The 19,537-nt window shown below is 27.0% G+C and carries 18 protein-coding genes; 15 read left to right on the top strand and 3 right to left on the bottom strand.

Going from position 1 to position 19,537, the window contains the following annotated elements:
* Window positions 1-33: 33 nt before the first annotated feature.
* The 3 genes from dnaK (at window position 34) to AVENP_RS14540 (ending at window position 4,258) form a co-directional block, all read left to right on the top strand.
* Window positions 34-1,917: a molecular chaperone DnaK gene (gene dnaK, locus AVENP_RS14550; protein ID WP_128359602.1), complete on the top strand. Its 1,884-nt coding sequence runs from the start codon at window positions 34-36 to the stop codon at window positions 1,915-1,917.
* 11 nt (window positions 1,918-1,928) lie between these two features.
* The gene (locus AVENP_RS14545; RefSeq protein WP_128359603.1) at window positions 1,929-2,228 is read left to right on the top strand and encodes a hypothetical protein; all 300 of its coding nucleotides are present in this window, start codon (window positions 1,929-1,931) and stop codon (window positions 2,226-2,228) included.
* 62 nt (window positions 2,229-2,290) lie between these two features.
* Window positions 2,291-4,258 carry a methyl-accepting chemotaxis protein gene (locus AVENP_RS14540; RefSeq protein WP_128359604.1) on the top strand — a complete coding sequence of 656 codons (1,968 nt, stop codon included), beginning with the start codon at window positions 2,291-2,293 and terminating at the stop codon, window positions 4,256-4,258.
* 22 nt (window positions 4,259-4,280) lie between these two features.
* Here the strand turns inward: AVENP_RS14540 and AVENP_RS14535 are convergent, their stop codons facing one another.
* A complete protein-coding gene (locus AVENP_RS14535) occupies window positions 4,281-4,520 on the bottom strand; it encodes a hypothetical protein (RefSeq protein WP_128359605.1) in 240 nt (79 codons plus the stop codon).
* A 121-nt stretch (window positions 4,521-4,641) separates the two neighbouring features.
* Here AVENP_RS14535 and AVENP_RS14530 point away from each other — a divergent pair, with 121 nt between their 5' ends.
* The 6 genes from AVENP_RS14530 to AVENP_RS14505 are packed head-to-tail and all read left to right on the top strand — an operon-like array spanning window position 4,642 to window position 10,265.
* Window positions 4,642-5,448 (top strand): phosphatidylserine decarboxylase, encoded by an 807-nt coding sequence (locus tag AVENP_RS14530; RefSeq protein ID WP_128359606.1) that lies wholly within the window; start codon window positions 4,642-4,644, stop codon window positions 5,446-5,448.
* Between the two features lie 18 nt (window positions 5,449-5,466).
* Entirely contained in the window at window positions 5,467-7,512 is a 2,046-nt protein-coding gene (locus AVENP_RS14525; protein ID WP_128359607.1) for an EAL domain-containing protein, read from the top strand.
* Window positions 7,513-7,564: 52 nt separating this feature from the next.
* The gene (locus AVENP_RS14520) at window positions 7,565-7,789 is read left to right on the top strand and encodes a hypothetical protein (protein WP_128359608.1); all 225 of its coding nucleotides are present in this window, start codon (window positions 7,565-7,567) and stop codon (window positions 7,787-7,789) included.
* 56 nt (window positions 7,790-7,845) lie between these two features.
* The gene (locus AVENP_RS14515; RefSeq protein ID WP_128359609.1) at window positions 7,846-8,268 is read left to right on the top strand and encodes an ATP-dependent zinc protease family protein; all 423 of its coding nucleotides are present in this window, start codon (window positions 7,846-7,848) and stop codon (window positions 8,266-8,268) included.
* Between the two features lie 11 nt (window positions 8,269-8,279).
* Entirely contained in the window at window positions 8,280-9,212 is a 933-nt protein-coding gene (gene rimK / locus AVENP_RS14510; RefSeq protein WP_128359610.1) for a 30S ribosomal protein S6--L-glutamate ligase, read from the top strand.
* Window positions 9,213-9,218: 6 nt separating this feature from the next.
* Window positions 9,219-10,265, top strand: coding sequence for a succinylglutamate desuccinylase/aspartoacylase family protein (locus tag AVENP_RS14505; protein ID WP_172664331.1), 1,047 nt, complete (start codon window positions 9,219-9,221; stop codon window positions 10,263-10,265).
* A gap of 17 nt (window positions 10,266-10,282) precedes the next feature.
* On the opposite strand, the gene AVENP_RS14500 is transcribed toward AVENP_RS14505, so the two are convergent.
* A complete protein-coding gene (locus tag AVENP_RS14500) occupies window positions 10,283-10,639 on the bottom strand; it encodes a rhodanese-like domain-containing protein (protein ID WP_128359611.1) in 357 nt (118 codons plus the stop codon).
* Between the two features lie 134 nt (window positions 10,640-10,773).
* Here AVENP_RS14500 and trxA point away from each other — a divergent pair, with 134 nt between their 5' ends.
* The 3 genes from trxA (at window position 10,774) to AVENP_RS14485 (ending at window position 14,047) form a co-directional block, all read left to right on the top strand.
* Window positions 10,774-11,142 (top strand): thioredoxin, encoded by a 369-nt coding sequence (gene trxA, locus AVENP_RS14495; protein WP_128359612.1) that lies wholly within the window; start codon window positions 10,774-10,776, stop codon window positions 11,140-11,142.
* A 3-nt stretch (window positions 11,143-11,145) separates the two neighbouring features.
* Entirely contained in the window at window positions 11,146-12,888 is a 1,743-nt protein-coding gene (gene dsbD / locus AVENP_RS14490) for a protein-disulfide reductase DsbD (RefSeq protein WP_128359613.1), read from the top strand.
* Window positions 12,889-12,958: 70 nt separating this feature from the next.
* The gene (locus AVENP_RS14485; RefSeq protein ID WP_128359614.1) at window positions 12,959-14,047 is read left to right on the top strand and encodes a hypothetical protein; all 1,089 of its coding nucleotides are present in this window, start codon (window positions 12,959-12,961) and stop codon (window positions 14,045-14,047) included.
* 9 nt (window positions 14,048-14,056) lie between these two features.
* Here AVENP_RS14485 and AVENP_RS14480 read toward each other — a convergent pair whose 3' ends face one another.
* Complete coding sequence (locus tag AVENP_RS14480) at window positions 14,057-15,493, bottom strand: EAL domain-containing protein (protein WP_128359615.1); 1,437 nt, start codon at window positions 15,491-15,493, stop codon at window positions 14,057-14,059.
* 380 nt (window positions 15,494-15,873) lie between these two features.
* On the opposite strand from AVENP_RS14480, the gene AVENP_RS14475 reads away from it, so the two are divergent.
* The 3 genes from AVENP_RS14475 to cybH are packed head-to-tail and all read left to right on the top strand — an operon-like array spanning window position 15,874 to window position 19,420.
* The gene (locus tag AVENP_RS14475) at window positions 15,874-17,007 is read left to right on the top strand and encodes a hydrogenase small subunit (RefSeq protein ID WP_430385364.1); all 1,134 of its coding nucleotides are present in this window, start codon (window positions 15,874-15,876) and stop codon (window positions 17,005-17,007) included.
* 3 nt (window positions 17,008-17,010) lie between these two features.
* The gene (locus AVENP_RS14470; protein ID WP_128359617.1) at window positions 17,011-18,741 is read left to right on the top strand and encodes a nickel-dependent hydrogenase large subunit; all 1,731 of its coding nucleotides are present in this window, start codon (window positions 17,011-17,013) and stop codon (window positions 18,739-18,741) included.
* A gap of 10 nt (window positions 18,742-18,751) precedes the next feature.
* Window positions 18,752-19,420 carry a Ni/Fe-hydrogenase, b-type cytochrome subunit gene (cybH, locus tag AVENP_RS14465; protein WP_128359618.1) on the top strand — a complete coding sequence of 223 codons (669 nt, stop codon included), beginning with the start codon at window positions 18,752-18,754 and terminating at the stop codon, window positions 19,418-19,420.
* Window positions 19,421-19,537: the final 117 nt, after the last annotated feature.

Below are 19,537 nucleotides of genomic sequence, written 5' to 3'. Positions count from 1 at the left end.
AAATAAAAAATTAAAACTTGATAAGGATATAAAATGAGTAAAGTAATTGGAATAGATTTGGGAACAACAAACTCTTGTATAGCAGTTTATGAAGGTGGGGAAGCTAAAATTATCCCTAATAAAGAAGGAAAAAATACAACTCCTTCAATTGTTGCATTCACAGATAAAGGTGAAGTTTTAGTTGGAGACCCAGCAAAAAGACAAGCGATTACAAATCCAGAAAAAACTATTTATTCAATCAAAAGAATTATGGGTCTAATGATGGATGAGCCAAATGCAAAAGCTGCTCAATCAAAAGTTGGATATAAAATTGTTGATAGAAATGGTGCTGCAGCTGTTGAAATTGGTGGAAAAGTTTATACTCCACAAGAAATTTCTGCAAAAATTTTATCAAAATTAAAAGCAGATGCTGAAGAGTATTTAGGAGCTGCGGTTACTGATGCTGTTATTACAGTTCCTGCATACTTCAATGATGCACAAAGAAAAGCAACTCAAGAAGCTGGAACAATTGCTGGTCTTAATGTACTAAGAATCATCAATGAGCCAACAGCTGCTTCATTAGCTTATGGTTTAGATAAAAAAGGTGAAGAAAAAGTTCTTGTTTACGATTTAGGTGGAGGAACATTCGACGTTACTGTTTTAGAAATTGGTGATGGAACTTTTGAAGTACTTTCAACTGATGGAAATGCATTCCTAGGTGGAGATGACTTCGATAATAGAATTATTGATTGGTTAGCAAAAGAGTTCAAAGACGAAAATGGGTTTGATGTTAAAAATGACAAAATGGCATTACAAAGATTAAAAGATGCTGCTGAAAATGCTAAAAAAGAGTTATCATCAGCTGAATCAACAGAAATCAACTTACCATTTATCTCTATGGGTTCAGCAGGTCCTGTTCACTTAGTTAAATCATTAACAAGAGCAAAATTTGAGTCTATGACTGAAGATTTAATTAACGAAACTTTAGAGCACATCAAAACTGCACTAAAAGATGCTGGATTGAAAAAAGAAGAGATTCAAGAAATTATTATGGTTGGTGGATCTACAAGATTACCAAAAGCAAATAAAGTTGTTAGAGATTTCTTTGGAAAAGATTTAAATAAAGGTGTAAATCCTGATGAAGTTGTAGCAGCTGGTGCCGCTGTTCAAGCTGGAGTTTTAAAAGGTGATGTTAAAGATGTCTTATTATTAGACGTTACTCCTTTATCACTTGGAATTGAAACTTTAGGTGGAGTTATGACTAAATTAATTGACAAAGGAACTACAATTCCAGTTAAAAAATCTCAAGTATTTTCAACTGCTGATGATAATCAACCAGCTGTTTCTATTCATGTTTCACAAGGTGAAAGAGAATTCGCAAGAGACAATAAATCTTTAGGTATGTTTGAACTTTCAGATATTCCAGCAGCTCCAAGAGGTGTTCCTCAAATTGAAGTAACATTTGATATTGATGCAAATGGTGTTTTAAATGTAAGTGCTAAAGATAAAGGAACTGGTAAAGAAAATAAAATTACTATTTCTGGAAGTTCAGGATTAAGTGATGCTGAAATTGAGAAAATGGTTCAAGAAGCAGAAGCTAATAAAGAGACTGATGCTAAGAAAAAAGCTGTAATTGAAGTTAGAAATCAAGCAGATGCTTTATTACACTCAACTAAAAAAACTTTAGAAGAAAACGAAAGTGCAGTTAGCGAAGAAGAGAAAAAAGCTATTATTGATGCAGCTGCTGACTTAGAAGAAACATTAAAAAATGACAATGCTACAAAAGAAGATATTGAAGCTAAATTAAAAACTTTAACTGAAAAATCTCACAAATTAGCAGAAGCTATGTACAAAAAAGAGGGTGGGGAAGCTGGTGCTCAACCAAACCAAAAAGCAAAAAAAGATGATGATGACGTTATCGACGCTGAAGTAGAGTAAATCTCTGCTTCATGCAAACTCTTATTTTAATTCTAATCCTTTTTTTAATCTCTATATTTTCAGTACTTCTATATTTTAAAACTAATAAAAACAGACTAGATTTATTAAGTAGTGGCGAATGCCCAGCTTGTAAACAAAAAACAAAAACATTTTTTGATAAAAATACTAATACAACTTTTACAAGTGAAGTTATATCAAGTAGAGTTTTGAAAAATCATGGTTGTTCAGGTGTATCAGAAGTAGAGTTCACTTGCAAAAGTTGTGGATTAAAAGAAGTTCACCAAGTATCAAATTCAGGATGCTCTTTTTAAAATATTGCTTTATTATCGCTATAAAGTTTCGCTATACTTAATAAAAAAATTAGGTATAAAAGATGAATGATTTTATTAAAGTAGTAAACTTAGAAGAGAACGATATTAATGCAGATGTAATTAATAACTTGTATTTTAAAGATAATGCTCCAAAGTTAGTTTTGGGATTTATCTCCCCTCATATAAATTTTGAGTCTATTTCAAAGAAAATAAAATCATTACTTCCCTCTTCAACAAAATTAGTTCTAACAACTACCGCTGGTGAATTATGCACTTTTAACCTTGATAAGAAAAGAGATTACTTATACAATGATGCAAGTACAACTTGGAAAAATATTGTATTACAAAGTTTTAGTGATGAGATTATTGATAAAGTTGAAATATTAACAGTTCCTTTATTTAGTGAAAATATCACAAACCAAAATATTACTCATAAAGAAAGAATCAAAAAAATCAGTGATGAAATTTCAAAATTACATATTCCCTTTAAAATAAATCATGACCATACTTTTGCCTTAACTTTTGTAGATGGTTTATCAAATAGTGAAAGCTTTTTTACAGAAGCAGTGTACAAAAGCGGAAAACTTCCATGTTTATTAATTGGTGGTTCTGCTGGTGGAAAACTAGATTTTAAAGAAACATACATATTTAATAATAGTGAGCCCGTTCGACATAAAGCGGTAATTACTTTAGTAAAATTAAAAGAAAATATTAAATATGGAGTTTTTAAATCACAAAGTTGTGATGAAACAGATGTCTCATTTTTAGTTGCTCAATCAAATATGTTAAATAGAAGTGTTCAAAGTGTTTTGAACCCAAGCGATAATAAAATTATAAATTTTGTGGATGCTTTGTGTAAAACATTTAGATGTGATTTAGAAAATTTACCAGCACTATTAGCTGAATATAGTTTTGCTATTAAATTAGATGATGAATTATATATAAGATCTGTTTCAAATTTAGATATTGCAAATAAGAATATTTCATTTTTTTGTGATATATCTTTTGGAGATATTTTATATTTAGTAAAAAATAAAGAGTTTGTGAGCCAAACAGACAGAGATTTTGCTATATATTCTTCAACAAAAAAAGAAAAACCAATTGGTGCAATATTTAATGATTGTATATTAAGAAGATTATTTAATTCAAAAAATCTTAACTCATTAAAAACTTTTAATGACATTCCTTTAGCAGGAAGTTCAACTTTTGGAGAATTATTAGGCTTAAATATCAATCAGACATTAACTGCACTATTTTTCTATCAAGTAGAAGAAAACAGTGATTTTTATGATGATTTTGCAGATAATTTTGTGGATAAATATGCTTCTTATCATTCATATTATAAACAAAGAGAAATCCATCAATATCAACTTTTATCAAAGGTTAGAACAGAATTATTAGAAAATTTAAAAGAGACTTTCCCTTTAATTCAAGATATGGTGAAAATTCTAAATTTTGTGTATGAAAATACAACTGAAGATAACAAAGTTATTGATAAAGTATTAGAAAATTTTGTAATGTTTACAAAAGATATTACTCATAATGTTGAACAAAATAATAATCTTGTAGCTGATATGAATGTTTTAACTTCAAATGCAGCTGATATTAAAAAAGTATTATCTTCAATTTCAGCAATTGCAATTCAAACAAATCTTTTAGCATTAAATGCTGCAATTGAAGCCGCTCATGCTGGTGAATATGGAAATGGCTTTGCAGTTGTTGCTGATGAAGTAAAAAAACTTGCTAAAAAAACACAAATAAGTTTATCTGAAACAAATGCTTCTGTTAATGTGGCGATAAAAGGTATCGAAAGTGTTTCAGAAGTTATAAATAGCTCAAGTGATAAATTATCAAAAGTTTCACTAAATATGAATGAAATAAATGAATCATTTTTGAAAATACATTCAAGTTCTAAACAAAGTAATAGTTTTATTGCGGGTAAAAAGAGTAATTTTGATAAATTGATTAATAGTATAAATTTAATAGAGGATATTCAAAAAGAGCTTGGTAAATTAGAGAAACCTATTTAATAAAATAGGTTTCATCTTTTATTTACATACAACAACCATTTCCACAACAGTTATCACGTGCTCCTGTATAGAATGAAATTACAAAATTATTGAACATTTCTTGAAGTTCAAATTCATGTTTTTTACAGAAATCTTTATTCATGAAATTTTTCATCTCTATTGCTTTACTTAAAGCTTCATCTTTTGATTCAAAAGTTAAATTATTTTGTAAATTACTATTTTTAAAACACCCACATTGATTTGCTACAACTATTTTATACATAAAAAAATCCTTAAAAAATTTGATAAATTAATAGTGCAAGATTAGCTAAATTTTTATTAAAGCAATTTAAGAAGAAAAAACAGCTAAAATAACTACTTAATTGATTTAAAAAAGGAAAATAATGCATATAACAAATCTAATTTCTCTAAATTTCGGAAAATTCGCTAAAAAAGAGTTTCCATCATTTATTCAAAAATTCATAAATGCTTCTTATGTAAAACTAATGGGTTTAAATATGAGTGAATTTAAAAATGCGAGATATTATAAATCATTAAATGATTTATTTACAAGAGAATTGATTATAAAAAGAGAAATAGATAGAAGTAAAGATGTGATTATTTCTCCAACTGATAGTTTAATTACTCAATGTGGACAAATAAAAGAAGATATTGCTTTACAAATAAAAGGGATGGAATATAGTGTTGAAGAGTTATTAACATATTATTGTACTTCAAACTTTGAAAAAGTAAAGAATGGTTCTTTTATGAATTTTTACTTGTCACCAAAAGATTATCATAGATACCATGCACCTTGCGATTTTAATTTATTAAAACTAATTCATGTTCCTGGAAAACTTTATCCTGTAAATTTAAAGTATCTAAATAAAGAATTAGAACTTTTTGTTCAAAATGAAAGAGTGATTTTAGAGTGTGAAACTAATGGTAAAATATTTTATATGGTTTTTGTTGGAGCCTTAAATGTAGGACAAATGGTATTTGAGTTTGAGAATAGGGTTGAAACAAATATTGATGCTAAAGAGATGAAAGTATATACATATGAAAATATTGAAATTACTAAAGGTGAATGTTTAGGATATTTCAAAATGGGTTCAACTGTTGTTATGCTTTGGGAAGATCAAATGGTTGAACTTGAGAATTTACTTGATAAAGATGTACGATTTGGACAAAAAATAGCAAAAATATTATAATTTAAAAGTTGGATAATTATGAATAATAAAATATTTCTAAAAATCGGTTGGTTATTTATTATAAGTTTATTATTTTATTTATTTTTTGTTGTATTTTATTTATCACCAAAAGTAAATAATTATCTAACTCAAACTGAAATAGAAAATTCAAAAATACAATTTGATAAAATTGTTTCTATCATAAATAATAAATCAAAAACCATTGAAAATAAAGTAGAATTAAAAAAAGAGATTGATCTTTTATTGACTAGTTTTACATTAGGTAAAACAGGTTATATTTATTTGGTTGATAATTCAGGGAAAATAATTTTTGATCCAAGTGGAGCTTTCCAAAATCAAGATTTATTAACAACAATTTTACCTCAAAGTGGTAAAAAATTGTTTGATGAAATTAAAAATAGTTATAACAAAAGAGAAGTACTTGAATATAATTGGAACAAAATTTATGACCCTTTAAATTATAAATATACAAAAATGTCTTGGATTGAATATAACAAAAATCTAGATAGTTATGTTGTTTCATCTGTTTATAAAGAAGATTTTTCTTCATATGTTCAAGGTATTAATTCATTGATTTTAAATATTTCAATGCTTTTATTTGGTATGTTAGCAATAATTGGAATATTTATTACAATTAAAGTTATCACACCAATTAACAAAATGTTTTCAGAAGTAAAAAAAGCAAATATAGATTCTAATACTTTTGAAAATGGAGTTAAAACAAAAGATGAAATAGGTTTTTTAGCAACTCAATTTAATACTTTACTTGATCAAGTAGAGACAAATAGAGTGAATTTTGAAGAACAAGTTCAAGTAAAAACAAAAGAGATTCAAAATAGATTATATTATGATGATTTAACAAGTTTAAAAAATAGATATGCCTTAGAAGATGATATTAAAGATAATGAATTTGTATCTATTGCATTAATTGATATTGATGCTTTTGATGATATTAATGAACTTTATGGTTTTTCAACTGGAAATTTAGTTTTAATTGAAGTTGCAAAAATATTAAATGAATTTTCATCAAAATATAGTGTTTCAGTTTATAGAATATATGGAAATGTATATTGTTTAGCAGATAAAAAAATGATGGGTTTTGCTAAGTATAATGAGTTTATTACAGAATTAGAAACACTTTTTAAAAACAGACCTATTTATGTGGAACAACTAGATATTGATATTTTTATAAACATAACTTTAGGTATATCAATAGCTCAAGAAGAACCAATTAAAACTGCTGGAATTGCTTTGAAAAAAGCTAAAAAAAATAATATGCCTTTTTTTGTTTATAATAATGAAATTGATACAAAAGAGATTATAAAAAAATCTATTTATTGGCGAGAGAAATTAAAAAAAGCTATTGAAGAAAGTAAAGTCACGCCATTTTATCAAGCAATTTTTGATAGAAATAAAAATATTGTTAAATATGAAACTCTAATGAGAATAGAAGATGTTAATGAAAAAGGTGAAATTACATATATAAGTCCATATTTATTTTTGGATATTTCAGTTAAAACAAAACAGTATTTGCAACTGTCAAATCAAGTAATTTCAAAAGCCTTAAATGATTTAATAAAAACTGATAAACAAATTTCTATTAACTTAAGTTTTAAAGATATTTTAGATAGTGAATTTATTGTTTCTCTAGATAAAAGCTTAGATAAACTTGAAAATATTCATAAACAAAGATTAGTATTTGAAATATTAGAAAGCGATTATATTTCAGACTATACTTTACTTGAAGATTTTATTAACAAATACAGAAATCAAGGTATAAAAATAGCAATTGACGATTTTGGTACGGGATATTCAAATTTTGCTCATATTTTAAAAATTAGACCAAATTATATAAAAATAGATGGTTCTTTAATTAAAAACATTAATACAGATAAAAACTCTTATGAAATGGTAAAATCAGTTGTTGATTTCTCAAAAGCTTTAAATATAACAACTATTGCAGAATTTGTGCATTCATCTGAAGTATTTGATTTACTTTTAGAATTAGGAATTAATGAATTTCAGGGATTTTATTTAGCTGAGCCTAAAACTAATATTTTCTGATTTTAATTAAACAAAAGTTTATTGTTGTAAAATAAAATAAAAAGGATTGATTATGTCAACTATTACAGAATTAGGAACATTAGCTCTTGCTGGTACTAAAAAAGGAAAAATTTCTATTTCAAATGTAACTGAGCCTTACGGAAAAGATACTTCTGATATTGTTAGTATCGGTATATCTTTAAATGGACAAGATGTTCAATGGAAATCTCATATTCCTTATGAGAATTTAGAAGATGTAATTGCAATATTACAAAAAGCATTAGATAGCAAAAAATAGATTTCAAAATCTTATAGTATATTTTGTGATATAATACCCTTTTTAAGAGGTTTATTATGTCACAAAAAAGAGTTATAGGAAGAAGAGAAATAATATCTATTCTAGATTTAGAATTGTTCGAATTAGATGCAAAAGTTGATACAGGTGCTGATTCTAATTCTCTACATTGCGATGATATTTTTATAGATGATGAGAATTTTGTACACTTCACATTATTAGATGAAATTCATCCAGCTTACCACGGTAAAAAAATGAAAATCCCCCTTTATAAACTTAAAAGAGTAAAAAGTTCTAATGGAACAGTTCAATTAAGGGCTTCAATAAAAGTGGATATTTTATTTTTTGGTAAAAAATACAAAACTATAGTTTCCCTAACTAATCGATCAGATATGAAATATCCAATGTTAATAGGAAGAAAATTTTTAACAGATCGTTTTTTAGTTGATGTTTCACAAGAATATCTTACAAAAGCCAAATAGAAGAGGTTAAAATGAGAATTTATATATTATCAAGAAATAAAGATTTATATTCAACTAAAAGATTAGTTGAAGAAGGAAAAAATAAAGGCTGGGAAGTAAGAGTAATTGATTATTTAAAATGTACAATAGAGATTATGAAAAATGAATTAGTTATAAATTATGAAGGGAAAGTATTACCAACTCCTGATGCAATAATTCCAAGAATAGGAGCTAGTAGAACATTTTATGGTGCTGCAATGGTACGACACTTTGAGATGTTGGAAGTATTTAGCACAACTGGAAATTTAGCACTTACAAGAAGTAGAGATAAGCTAAGAAGTTTACAGGTTTTATCAAGAAATGGTGTTGATATGCCAAGAACAGTTTTTGCTTCAAATAAATCAAATGCAAAAGATGTTATCGCTTTAAGTGGTGGAGCTCCTTTGGTTTTAAAAATTCTTGAAGGAACACAAGGCGTTGGAGTTGTTTTAGTTGATAGTGAAAAAGCAGCTAAATCTGTACTTGATGCCTTTTATGGAATGGATGTTAATTTACTTGTTCAAGAGTATATAGAAGAAGCTGGCGGTGCTGATATTAGAGCTTTTGTTGTTAATAATGAAATTGTAGGTGCAATGAAAAGACAAGGTGCTGAGGGAGATTTTAGATCAAATTTACATCAAGGTGGAAGTGCAGTTGCATATAAACTTAATCGAAAAGAAAAAGCTACAGCATTAGCTGCTGCAAAAGCTATGGGATTAGGAGTTTGTGGTGTTGATATGATTCCCTCAAAAAGAGGTCCTCTTGTTATGGAAGTGAACTCATCGCCTGGTTTAGAAGGAATAGAAAAATCTACAAATATTAATATTGCAGAAAAAATTATGAATTATATAGAGCAAAGTGTAAAACCTACATGCCCAATTAATCCACAAAAAAGAAAAATTAAAAAAGATAACATAGGAGCATAATAAAGGATGCCCTTAAAATTAATAATTGCAAATACTGAGATTTTAAAAGGAACAAAAACAACTATAAATTTAGAGTTACCAAAACTTTATAATACTCCAACGAATCTTCCTATTAAGATAATAAGAGGGAAAAAAGATGGGCCAGTTGTTTTTGTTAGTGCTGCAATTCATGGGGATGAATTAAATGGAATTGAAATTATAAGAAGATTAAGAAAATTAAATATTCTTAATAAATTAAAAGGTACATTAATTCTAGTTCCCATTGTAAATGTATATGGAATAATGAATCTTTCAAGATATTTACCTGATAGAAGAGATTTAAATAGAAGTTTTCCAGGAAGCATAAAAGGCTCACTGGCAAGTAGAGTCGCGCAGATTTTTTTTGATGAAATAGTATGTAAGTGTAATTTAGGAATAGATTTACATACAGCTTCAATTCATAAATCAAATCTTCCACAAGTGCGAACAAATATTGATGATGAATATACCTTTAATTTAGCAAAATCTTTTCAAGCACCAGTTGTATTACATTCAGAATTACGAGATGGTTCATTACGCTCTGTTGCTCAAGAAAGTGGTATTCCAATTTTACTTTATGAAGCAGGTGAAGCTTTACGATTTCATGAATTTTCTATTAGAATTGGAGTAAAAGGTATAATAAATGTTCTTCGAGAAATGGAAATGCTTCCAAGTGTTGTTAGAAAAAAGAATTTTAAATCACCAATAGTTACGCGATTTAGTACTTGGATTCGTTCAAGTGAGAGTGGAATGTTACGAACTATAAAAGCTTTAGGTGATACTGTTAAGAAAGATGAAATTATCGCTTATATTGATGAACCAATGGGTGATGATAGTTTTGAAATAAAAGCTTTATTTGATGGAGTTATTATTGGAAAATCAGAAATACCACTTGTTCAAGAAGGTGATGCTGTTTTTCATATAGCAAAATTAAAAAATCTTGAAAGTGCAGAAACAAAATTAGAATATTTTAATGAAAATGTAATTGAACAAAGTGAATTCTATGAGTTACATAATGAAGAGATTATAGAATAAGAAGTAAATAAAACTTCTTATTTATAAGGAATAGTTTCTCTTAATTCTTGCGCCCATAAAGCCATACCACCAAATAAATGTGCAGTATTTTTATAACCTTGTTCAATTAAAAAGTTCCCAATATTTCTAGTTCTATTTGCATGGGCACAAATCAAAACAAAAGTTTGATCTTTTGAAGTAACGAGTTTTTCAAACTCTTTCATCCAACTTTCTATATCATAATCTCCAAAATCATCAAAAAATGTAATTAGATGAGAATTTTTTATTATCCCTGTTCTTTTCCATTCATCAACTCTTCTAACATCAATCATTACTATATTATCTTCAATCATTTTTTCAACAGTTTTTGGTTGTAAATCTACTAGTTTATCCATAAAAATCCTTTAATTATAGAATAAATTTTAACATAAAATATATAATAAAATCTTATATCAATAAATAAATTAAAGTTATAAACAAACTCTTTACAAATATTAAATATAATAAGAAAAAATAAAAAGGTACGTTAATGAAAAAGATAGTTTTAATAATTTTATTAGGGGTAATTAGTCTATTTGCCTATGAAGAATTAAACATAAATAATTTTGAAGATAAAATAAAAGATAAAAATGTAATAGTAGATTTTTATGCTCCTTGGTGTCCACCTTGTAAAATTCTTGCAAATAATATAGAAGATTTTGATGTTACAAAACCAGATAATGTTCAAATTTATAAAGTAAATATTGATGATGAATTAACTCTTGCAAAAAAATATGGAGTTACTCAACTTCCTACTTTAATATATTTTAAAAATGGAAAAATTGTAAAAAATTATATTGGTGTATTAAGTTCAGAAGAGTTACTTGAAGCATCAAAAGAAAATTTTAAAATAAGATAAATTATGAAAAGAATATTAGTACTACTGATAAGCTCTTTTGCTTATCTTTTTTCTTCTGTTTTAAATCAATCTTTTTTAGAAGTAAATGAGGCTTTTAAAACAAACTTTACAAAAAATGAGAAAGATTTAAATTTTAAATTGAATTTAGGGAAAGATATTTATTTATATGATGACAAACTTAAAATATTTATTACAAAACCCCAACAAATTGAAATTACAAAAGAGATAAATATTCCAAAACCTGTACCTTATGAAGAGTTTATTGTTCATTTTGATGATTTAAATTTAACTATTCCTTATGAGTTATTAAAATCAAAAGTTCAAGCATCAGAGTATGAAATTGAAGTTAAATATCAAGGTTGCTCAAAAGCTGGACTTTGTTATGCACCAATTAGTGAAAAGTTTTTACTTACTTTAGATTCAACGAGTCAAAAAGTTGAAGCTAAAAAAGATATAACTCCTGCTGTTACTTTAAATGAAACTGATTCAATAGCAAATAGTTTAAAAGATGGAAGTTTATTGTTAATCTTAGCAACATTCTTTGGTTTTGGATTGTTACTTTCTCTAACGCCTTGTGTTTTTCCAATGATTCCTATTTTATCATCAATTATTGTGGGAGCTTCTCAAAAAGAGAGCATGACTGCTAGTCGTGGATTTTTCCTATCTTTAGTTTATGTGCTTTCAATGAGTGCTGCTTACACAATTGCAGGTGTAATAGCTGGAGTTTTTGGAGCAAATTTACAAGTAGCTCTTCAAAATCCTTATGTATTAGTAGTATTTGCTTTAGTATTTGTGGCTCTTGCTTTTTCTATGTTTGGATATTTTGAAATTAAACTTCCTGCATCTATACAAAACAAAGTAAATAAAACAACAGATGGAAAAGAGAAACAAGGTTTAGTTGGAATTGCAATTATGGGATTTTTATCAGCTTTAATTGTTGGCCCTTGTGTTGCTCCTCCACTTGCTGGTGCTTTAGTTTATATTGGACAAACAGGTGATGCACTTTTAGGTGGAATGGCCTTATTTGTAATGAGTTTAGGGATGGGAGTTCCTTTACTACTTATCGGACTTGGTGCTGGAAGATTTATGCCAAAACCTGGTGGTTGGATGGAAGGAATCACAAGAATTTTTGGAATAGTAATGTTAGGTGTTGCTATTTGGCTTCTTGATAGAGTTTTAGATGCAACTGTTATTATGTATTTATGGGCATTATTGCTTCTTGGAAGTGCAATTTATTTAAAAGTTTATCAACATATTATTGCTCAATTAATTACTCTAGTGATTTTTCTCTTAGGAGTTCTTTTATTTGTAGGAGCTGTAAGTGGTGCTACAAATCCTTTAAATCCTTTAGCTAAATTTACTTCTTCAACAGTGATACAATCTTCAAGTGAAAAACTTGTATTTAAAAAAATAAAAAATATTGAAGAGTTAAATCAAGCCATAAAAGATTCAGACAAACCAGTACTTTTAGACTTTTGGGCTTCTTGGTGTGTAGCTTGTAAAGAGTTTGAAGAGATAACATTTAAAGATGACGAGGTTATTAAAAAGCTTCAAAACTTTACACTTTTACAAGCTGATGTTACAGCTAATAATGATGAAGATAAAGCATTACAAAAAAAGTTTTCAATTGTTGGACCTCCTGGAATTATCTTTTGGGATAAAGATAAAAAAGAAGTTAACTCTTCAAAAATTGTTGGATATAAAAATCCAAAAGATTTCTTAGAAATACTAAATAAAAACTTTTAAAAGAGGAAAATTCCTCTTTTAAAAAGCTTCTTATAATTTTCTATTAACTTTTATTAAGTATTATGGAAAAATGTTTAGACTTAATTTAATACCTACTTTTTTAATACCAAGCCTTATTTTTAACTTTCTTAATGCAAAAGAGATAAATAATCCAAATTTATTAATCAAAAATGATGACTTTAAATGGATTAATTTAGATGATAAAAATGCAGAATTTAAAATAGAAAAGAAACAAGAAATATTCAATTATGAAATAAATTCAAAATTAGGTAAATACGGTTATGAAGATTTAGATTATACTGATAATTATGATACAACACTTTATAATGAAGATTTTTATAAATTTATTTTTTCAAGTAATGTATATTTAAATGATGATATTTGGTTGGATATTGATATAAATTATAAAGATTCTTTACGAAATATTCTTGATACTACGGGTAATTTAGCTTATAAAAAAAAGAGCATAAAACAAGAATCAATTGTGAAACTATATTATAAACCAAATTCTATAATTACTTCAAATTTAAGTTTTGAAAATATTAATAATAGTCTTGATTATGATAAATTTACATATAAAAGTTATAACAATAGTAATAACAATAAATTGAGTTTTAATGTAAATACAAAATTTGATTTTGTAGTAATTAACAGCTCTTTCTTTCAAATAATAAAAGATAATAATGATACATATAGAACTAGTGATACAGATGATTATTTACAAAGCACTCAAGAATTATATCGAGGAATTGAATTATCTTTGTCAAAAGAACTCTTAGATGATTTAAAAATTACAACAAGTGCAAAAGTTACTGATGTTGTGATTTCTGATAGTAACTTATCAAATCTAGTAGGTAAAACACCAACTTACGTTCCTAATGAAGAGTTAAATCTGAAAGTTGAATATCTATTTGAGGATGTGAAATTCTCAAGTAAAGTTACCCATGTTGGAGATAGATATAGTGATAGTTTAAATAGCGATAAAGTAAATAGTTATACTATTGAAAGTGTTGGTGCAACATTTTTTACTCAACTAGATAATGAAGATGTAAAAATTGAATTAAATATCAAAAATGTTCTTAATAAAGATTATTATATTTATTCTGATACAAAAGGTGATGCTCGAAATTATTTAATGAATATTTCGATGAAATTTTAGATTTAAATGTTAATTATTCCAAATTAGATTTTTCTCTTTTGGTTCAGCATATAAATAACCTTGTGAATAATCTATACCTAAATTAGTTATTAACTCAGCTAACTTTTCATTATCAACAAACTCTGCAATAGTTTTGATATTGTTTATTTTAGCAAACTCAACTATTAGTTTAATTAGATTAATATTTGCTTGATTATTAATCAAATTTTGAATTAAACTACCATCTATTTTTATATAATCTGGTTTGAGTTTTAATATATTATTCCAGTTTGAATAACCAGTTCCAAAATCATCAAGAGCAATTTTTGTGCCAAATTCTCTTACTTTTTTTGTAAATTCTAATAAAAACTCATAGTTTTCAATATTCTCTGTTTCTAAAAACTCAATAGTTAATCGTTTTGCTACATCAGGATATAAACTAAGCATTTTAAATATGTATTTATTTGTATTTATATTGATGATGTCAATATAAGATAAGTTGATTGAAAATTCATCTGTTATATTTTCAAAATCTTCAAATGTTTGTTGAATTATATTTTTTGTAATTTTGTGATAGATTTTAAATTTTTTTGCTACATCAATAAATTCCCAAGGACTTATCAAATTCTTTTTTTGTTTTATTCTAACTAATGATTCATATTTATAAATAGATTTTGATTTATTATCATAAATAGCTTGATAAACTGGAATAACTTTTCTTTCTTTAAAACCTTTTTCTAAAATTTGAAGCATCTTAAGAGAATTAGATTTTAAATCATTATTTTCAGTATATTTATAAATACTTTTATGAATAGAGTTTCTAGTAAAACGTAATGCTGATAATGCAGTTAGATATTTAGGTGCAGTATCTGAGTATGAAATATTTAAATGAATTGTAAATTTATATTTATCTAAAGTAAAATTCTTTTCTTCAAATTTTAGTTTAATTTTTTTTAGTAATTCATTTATATTATTATCATTACAATAAAACGCAAATTCATCTCCATATATTCTAAAAAGAGCTTGATTTGTATTTTCTTTTATAATATCTTGAAGTTGATTTGATACTTGAATCAAAAGTTTATCTGCTTTTTTAAAGCCTAAATATTTATTAAAAACAGAAAAGTCTATTATATTTAATAAAACAACATATCTATATTCATATTCATCATGTGTTAAAAAGGCATTTCTATTTTTTAATTTAGTAAGGGAGTCTGTCTCATTAATAGTAATTATTTCTTTTCTTGTTTTTTCTAAATCTTTGAATTTTTTAAATGAATATAATGATAATCCTAATAATATTGATATAAAAACAATAAATAATTCATCTAATTCATATTCTTCATTTGAACGAGTAATTTCATAAATAACCTCAAACATATTTAAATTAATTAAGATTGGTGAAATTATAAGAATAAATAAAATAAGAATTATTTCATCAAGATTATTTTTTACAATTTTGTTCATTCGTGATTATAACTCCTATATAGTTGAGGTTCTTAGTATACTGAAATTATAATAAAAAATTATTTAATTGATAAATTAAAAATAATAATTTTTTATTAGAATGTATATTTTATTTTTTTGCAAACTTCTGATTTATAAAACAATATAGAGTATTAATTTCTATTTATGCAAGTTTTTAAGTGTACAAGTAATTAAAATAATTTTTTTATTAATCTTATTTAAGTTATATATTTCTAATATTTTTTTTCATTTATCTGAAAATTTATTTGAAAAAGTCTTTTTTATGTCCTTTATTAAGTGTTACAATTCCTTCAGTCATTAATATGAATGAACATTCATAAAAGTAAGGATTTATTTTGAACACAGAATTATTTGAAAAAATAACTTATAGATTAAAAGAAATAGAGAAACTACCAAAATTGGAAAGTGAGAAAACTATATCTTCAGAATTAGAGAAAAAAGGCGTAACAAGAAGAGATTTTATGAAATGGGCAGGAAGTATAACAGCAATGCTAATGTTACCAATGTCATTTACTCCACTTGTTGCAAAAGCTGCAGAACTAGCAGATAGATTACCAATTATTTGGCTTCATATGGCAGAGTGTACAGGTTGTAGTGAATCTTTATTAAGAACAGATTCTCCAACTATTGATTCTTTGATTTTTGATTATATATCTTTGGAATATCATGAGACTTTGATGGCAGCTGCTGGTTGGCAAGCAGAATATAATCTTGAACATGCAATACAAAAACATAAAGGTCAATATATCTTAATGGTTGAAGGTGGAATTCCATATGGAGAAAACGCTCACTTTTTAACAGTTGGTGGCCAAGGAAAAACAGGAGAAGAAAATGCAAAAGAAGCAGCAGAACATGCAGCTGCAATTTTCGCAATTGGAACTTGTTCCTCTTATGGTGGAGTTCAAGCTGCTATTCCTAACCCAACAGGTGCAGTAGCACTTTCAAAAGTTACAAATAAAACAGTTATAAATGTTCCTGGCTGTCCTCCAAGTGAAAAAAATATTGTAGGAACTTTGCTTCATTATATTTTATATGGAACATTGCCTGCTCTTGATGCTTATAATAGACCAAAATGGGCTTATGGAACAAGAATTCATGATGCCTGTGAAAGAAGAGGTCACTTTGATGCAGGAGAATTTGTTGAAGAGTTTGGTGATGAGGGTGCTAAAAATGGTTACTGTTTATATAAAGTAGGATGTAAAGGTCCTTATACTTTTAATAACTGCTCAAAAAATAAATTTAACTCTCATACTTCTTGGCCAATTCAAGCTGGACATGGTTGTATTGGATGTAGTGAACCTGGTTTTTGGGATACTATGGGACCATTTGAAGAACCAGTTGCAAATAGATTGTATGACACAGTATTTAAAGGCCTAGGTGCAGATGCAACAGCTGATAAAATTGGTGTTGGATTATTAACAGTAACAGGTATTGGAATTGCAGTTCATGCTGCTATTTCAAAATATAAAAATCCAAAAGATGGGCAGGAGTAAATTATGTCAAATCAAAGAGTAGTGATAGACCCAATTACAAGGATTGAGGGACATTTAAGAATAGAAGTTGAAGTTGATGAACATAACGTAATCCAAAAAGCTTATTCAAGTGCAACTTTGTGGAGAGGTTTAGAAACTATTGTAAAAAATAGAGACCCAAGAGATGCTGGTTTTTTAATGCAAAGAATTTGTGGAGTTTGTACATTCTCTCATTATCGAGCAGGAATTGAAGCTGTTGAAGATGCACTGGGAATTGTTCCTCCTTTAAATGCAAAATTAACAAGATCTTTGATGAATCAAGCTTTGTTTATGCATGACCATGTTGTACATTTTTATCATCTTCATGGACTTGATTGGGTTGATGTGGTTTCTGCTTTAGATGCAGATGAAGCAAAAGCTTCAAAAGAAGCATTTAAATATAGTGAACTTCCAATTGCAACAGGTGAGAATGATTTAAAAAAAGTAAAACTAAGAGTTAAAGAGTTTGTACAAAGGGGACAATTAGGCCCTTTTGCAAATGCTTATTGGGGACATAAATCATATAGATTTTCTCCTGAACAAAACTTAATACTTTTAAGTCACTATTTAAAAGCTTTAGAAGTACAAAGAGACTTAGCAAAATTAATGGCAATCTTTGGAGGAAAACAACCTCACCCACAAAGCTTAACAGTTGGTGGAGTTACTTGTGTAATGGATTTATTAGATCCCTCAAGAATGGGTGAATATTTTACTTTATATAAAAAAGGTGTTGAGTTTATTGAAAATGCTTATCAAGCAGATGTAATTATGGCAGCACTTGTTTATAAAGATGAAGCTTCAGTTACTCAACCAGCAGGTGTAATGAATTTTATGTCTCATAGAGAAATGCAATTAAATAGAAATGATTTTCTATTTGATAGTGGAATTATTTATAATGCAGATTTGTCAAAAGTATTTGATATAAATGAAGATTTAATTACAGAAGAAGCAACACACTCTTGGTATAAAGATAATGAACCTTTACACCCTTATGATGGAAAAACAAATCCTGAATATACAGGTTTAATTGATGCTAAAACAATTGGAATGAATGGAAAAGAAGTTGATTCAAAAATTGTAGATGAAAAAGCAAAATACTCTTGGATTAAATCTCCAAGATATGATGGAAAAGCTATGGAAGTAGGTCCACTTGCATGTATTTTAATCTCTTATGCAAAAGGAAATAAAAAAATTGTTCCACTTGTAGATGATTTCCTAGCTAAAACAAATCTTCCAAAAGCTGCACTATTTACAGCTCTTGGAAGAACAGCTGCTAGAATGATTCAAGCAAGAGCAATTAGTAAACATGGTTTAGAAGCTTTTACTACTTTAATTGAAAATTTAAAAGTTGATCAAGAAACTTATACTTCTTATAAAATTGATAAAGATAAAGAATATAAAGGTAGATTCATAGGTGATGTTCCAAGGGGAATGTTAAGTCACTGGATTAGAATCAAAAATGGTGTAGTTGAAAATTATCAAGCCGTAGTTCCATCAACTTGGAATGCAGGGCCAATGGATTCAAAAGGACAATTAGGCCCTTATGAAGCTAGTTTAGTAGGATTAAAAGTTGCAGATATCTCTCAACCTTTAGAAATCATTAGAATTATTCATAGTTTTGACCCATGTATTGCTTGTGCTGTTCATGTTATGGATAAAAAAGGTAATGATTTAGGTGTTTATAGAATTGACCCTAATTATGGAACATCTTGTTAAGGAGATAATTATGATTAAAAAACATTATGAATTTTCTTTGAGCTTAAGACTTACCCATTGGCTTAGAGTCCTTGCAATTATAATTCTTACATTTACAGGATTTTATATTGCAGTTCCTTTTATTGCACCTGCTTTGAATATGGATGAACCAAATAATTATCTATATGCTTTAATGAGAAGTTGGCATATTATTTTTGGATTTTTATTAATAGCTACGACTATTGGAAAATTTTATCTATTTGTTTTTGATAAACAAAGTAAAGGTGAAAGGGCATCTTTTTGGGATTTTATATCTCCTAAAATGTGGTTTAAACAAATAAAATATTATTTGTTAGTAGGTTCACATGCTCATTTAAAAGGAACATATAATCCTTTGCAATTTATGGCCTACACAGGAATATTTGTAGCGCTATTAGTAATTTGTATTACAGGTTTGATATTACATGTGAATGTATATCATGAGGGATTAGGTGGACTTTTATATGGAACTTTAAAACCATTAGAAGTAATGGTAGGTGGATTAGCAATGGTGAGGGAAATACATCATATTTGTATGTGGATATTTTTAATATTTTTACCTATTCATATCTATCTAGTAATATTTAATTCAGTTTATGGAAAAAAAGGAGATATGGATTCTATTATCTCTGGTTATAAATGGGAAGAGGATAATAAATGAATATTTTAATTTTTGAAAAGGAGAATGGCCCTTAATAAAAACGGTTCAGAATTGTAATGATTATATGTATTAATTATTGTAATTTTATACACAGGTGACGATTTCGTTTAGTTTTTA

It is taken from the genome of Arcobacter venerupis, assembly GCF_013201665.1.
Classification (GTDB): Bacteria; Campylobacterota; Campylobacteria; order Campylobacterales; family Arcobacteraceae; genus Aliarcobacter; species Aliarcobacter venerupis.
The sequence above is the reverse complement of the archived record's forward strand: the minus strand, read 5'-3'. Positions and strand labels throughout refer to the sequence as shown.

Coding starts and splice junctions, on each gene's coding strand:
- rimK (WP_128359610.1), top strand. CDS start 8,280: ATGAGAATTTATATATTATCAAGAAATAAAGATTTATATTCAACTAAA.
- AVENP_RS14470 (WP_128359617.1), top strand. CDS start 17,011: ATGTCAAATCAAAGAGTAGTGATAGACCCAATTACAAGGATTGAGGGA.
- AVENP_RS14485 (WP_128359614.1), top strand. CDS start 12,959: ATGTTTAGACTTAATTTAATACCTACTTTTTTAATACCAAGCCTTATT.
- AVENP_RS14540 (WP_128359604.1), top strand. CDS start 2,291: ATGAATGATTTTATTAAAGTAGTAAACTTAGAAGAGAACGATATTAAT.
- AVENP_RS14535 (WP_128359605.1), bottom strand. CDS start 4,520: ATGTATAAAATAGTTGTAGCAAATCAATGTGGGTGTTTTAAAAATAGT.
- AVENP_RS14545 (WP_128359603.1), top strand. CDS start 1,929: ATGCAAACTCTTATTTTAATTCTAATCCTTTTTTTAATCTCTATATTT.
- AVENP_RS14505 (WP_172664331.1), top strand. CDS start 9,219: ATGCCCTTAAAATTAATAATTGCAAATACTGAGATTTTAAAAGGAACA.
- AVENP_RS14520 (WP_128359608.1), top strand. CDS start 7,565: ATGTCAACTATTACAGAATTAGGAACATTAGCTCTTGCTGGTACTAAA.
- cybH (WP_128359618.1), top strand. CDS start 18,752: ATGATTAAAAAACATTATGAATTTTCTTTGAGCTTAAGACTTACCCAT.
- AVENP_RS14500 (WP_128359611.1), bottom strand. CDS start 10,639: ATGGATAAACTAGTAGATTTACAACCAAAAACTGTTGAAAAAATGATT.
- dsbD (WP_128359613.1), top strand. CDS start 11,146: ATGAAAAGAATATTAGTACTACTGATAAGCTCTTTTGCTTATCTTTTT.
- AVENP_RS14515 (WP_128359609.1), top strand. CDS start 7,846: ATGTCACAAAAAAGAGTTATAGGAAGAAGAGAAATAATATCTATTCTA.
- AVENP_RS14525 (WP_128359607.1), top strand. CDS start 5,467: ATGAATAATAAAATATTTCTAAAAATCGGTTGGTTATTTATTATAAGT.
- trxA (WP_128359612.1), top strand. CDS start 10,774: ATGAAAAAGATAGTTTTAATAATTTTATTAGGGGTAATTAGTCTATTT.
- AVENP_RS14480 (WP_128359615.1), bottom strand. CDS start 15,493: ATGAACAAAATTGTAAAAAATAATCTTGATGAAATAATTCTTATTTTA.
- AVENP_RS14530 (WP_128359606.1), top strand. CDS start 4,642: ATGCATATAACAAATCTAATTTCTCTAAATTTCGGAAAATTCGCTAAA.
- dnaK (WP_128359602.1), top strand. CDS start 34: ATGAGTAAAGTAATTGGAATAGATTTGGGAACAACAAACTCTTGTATA.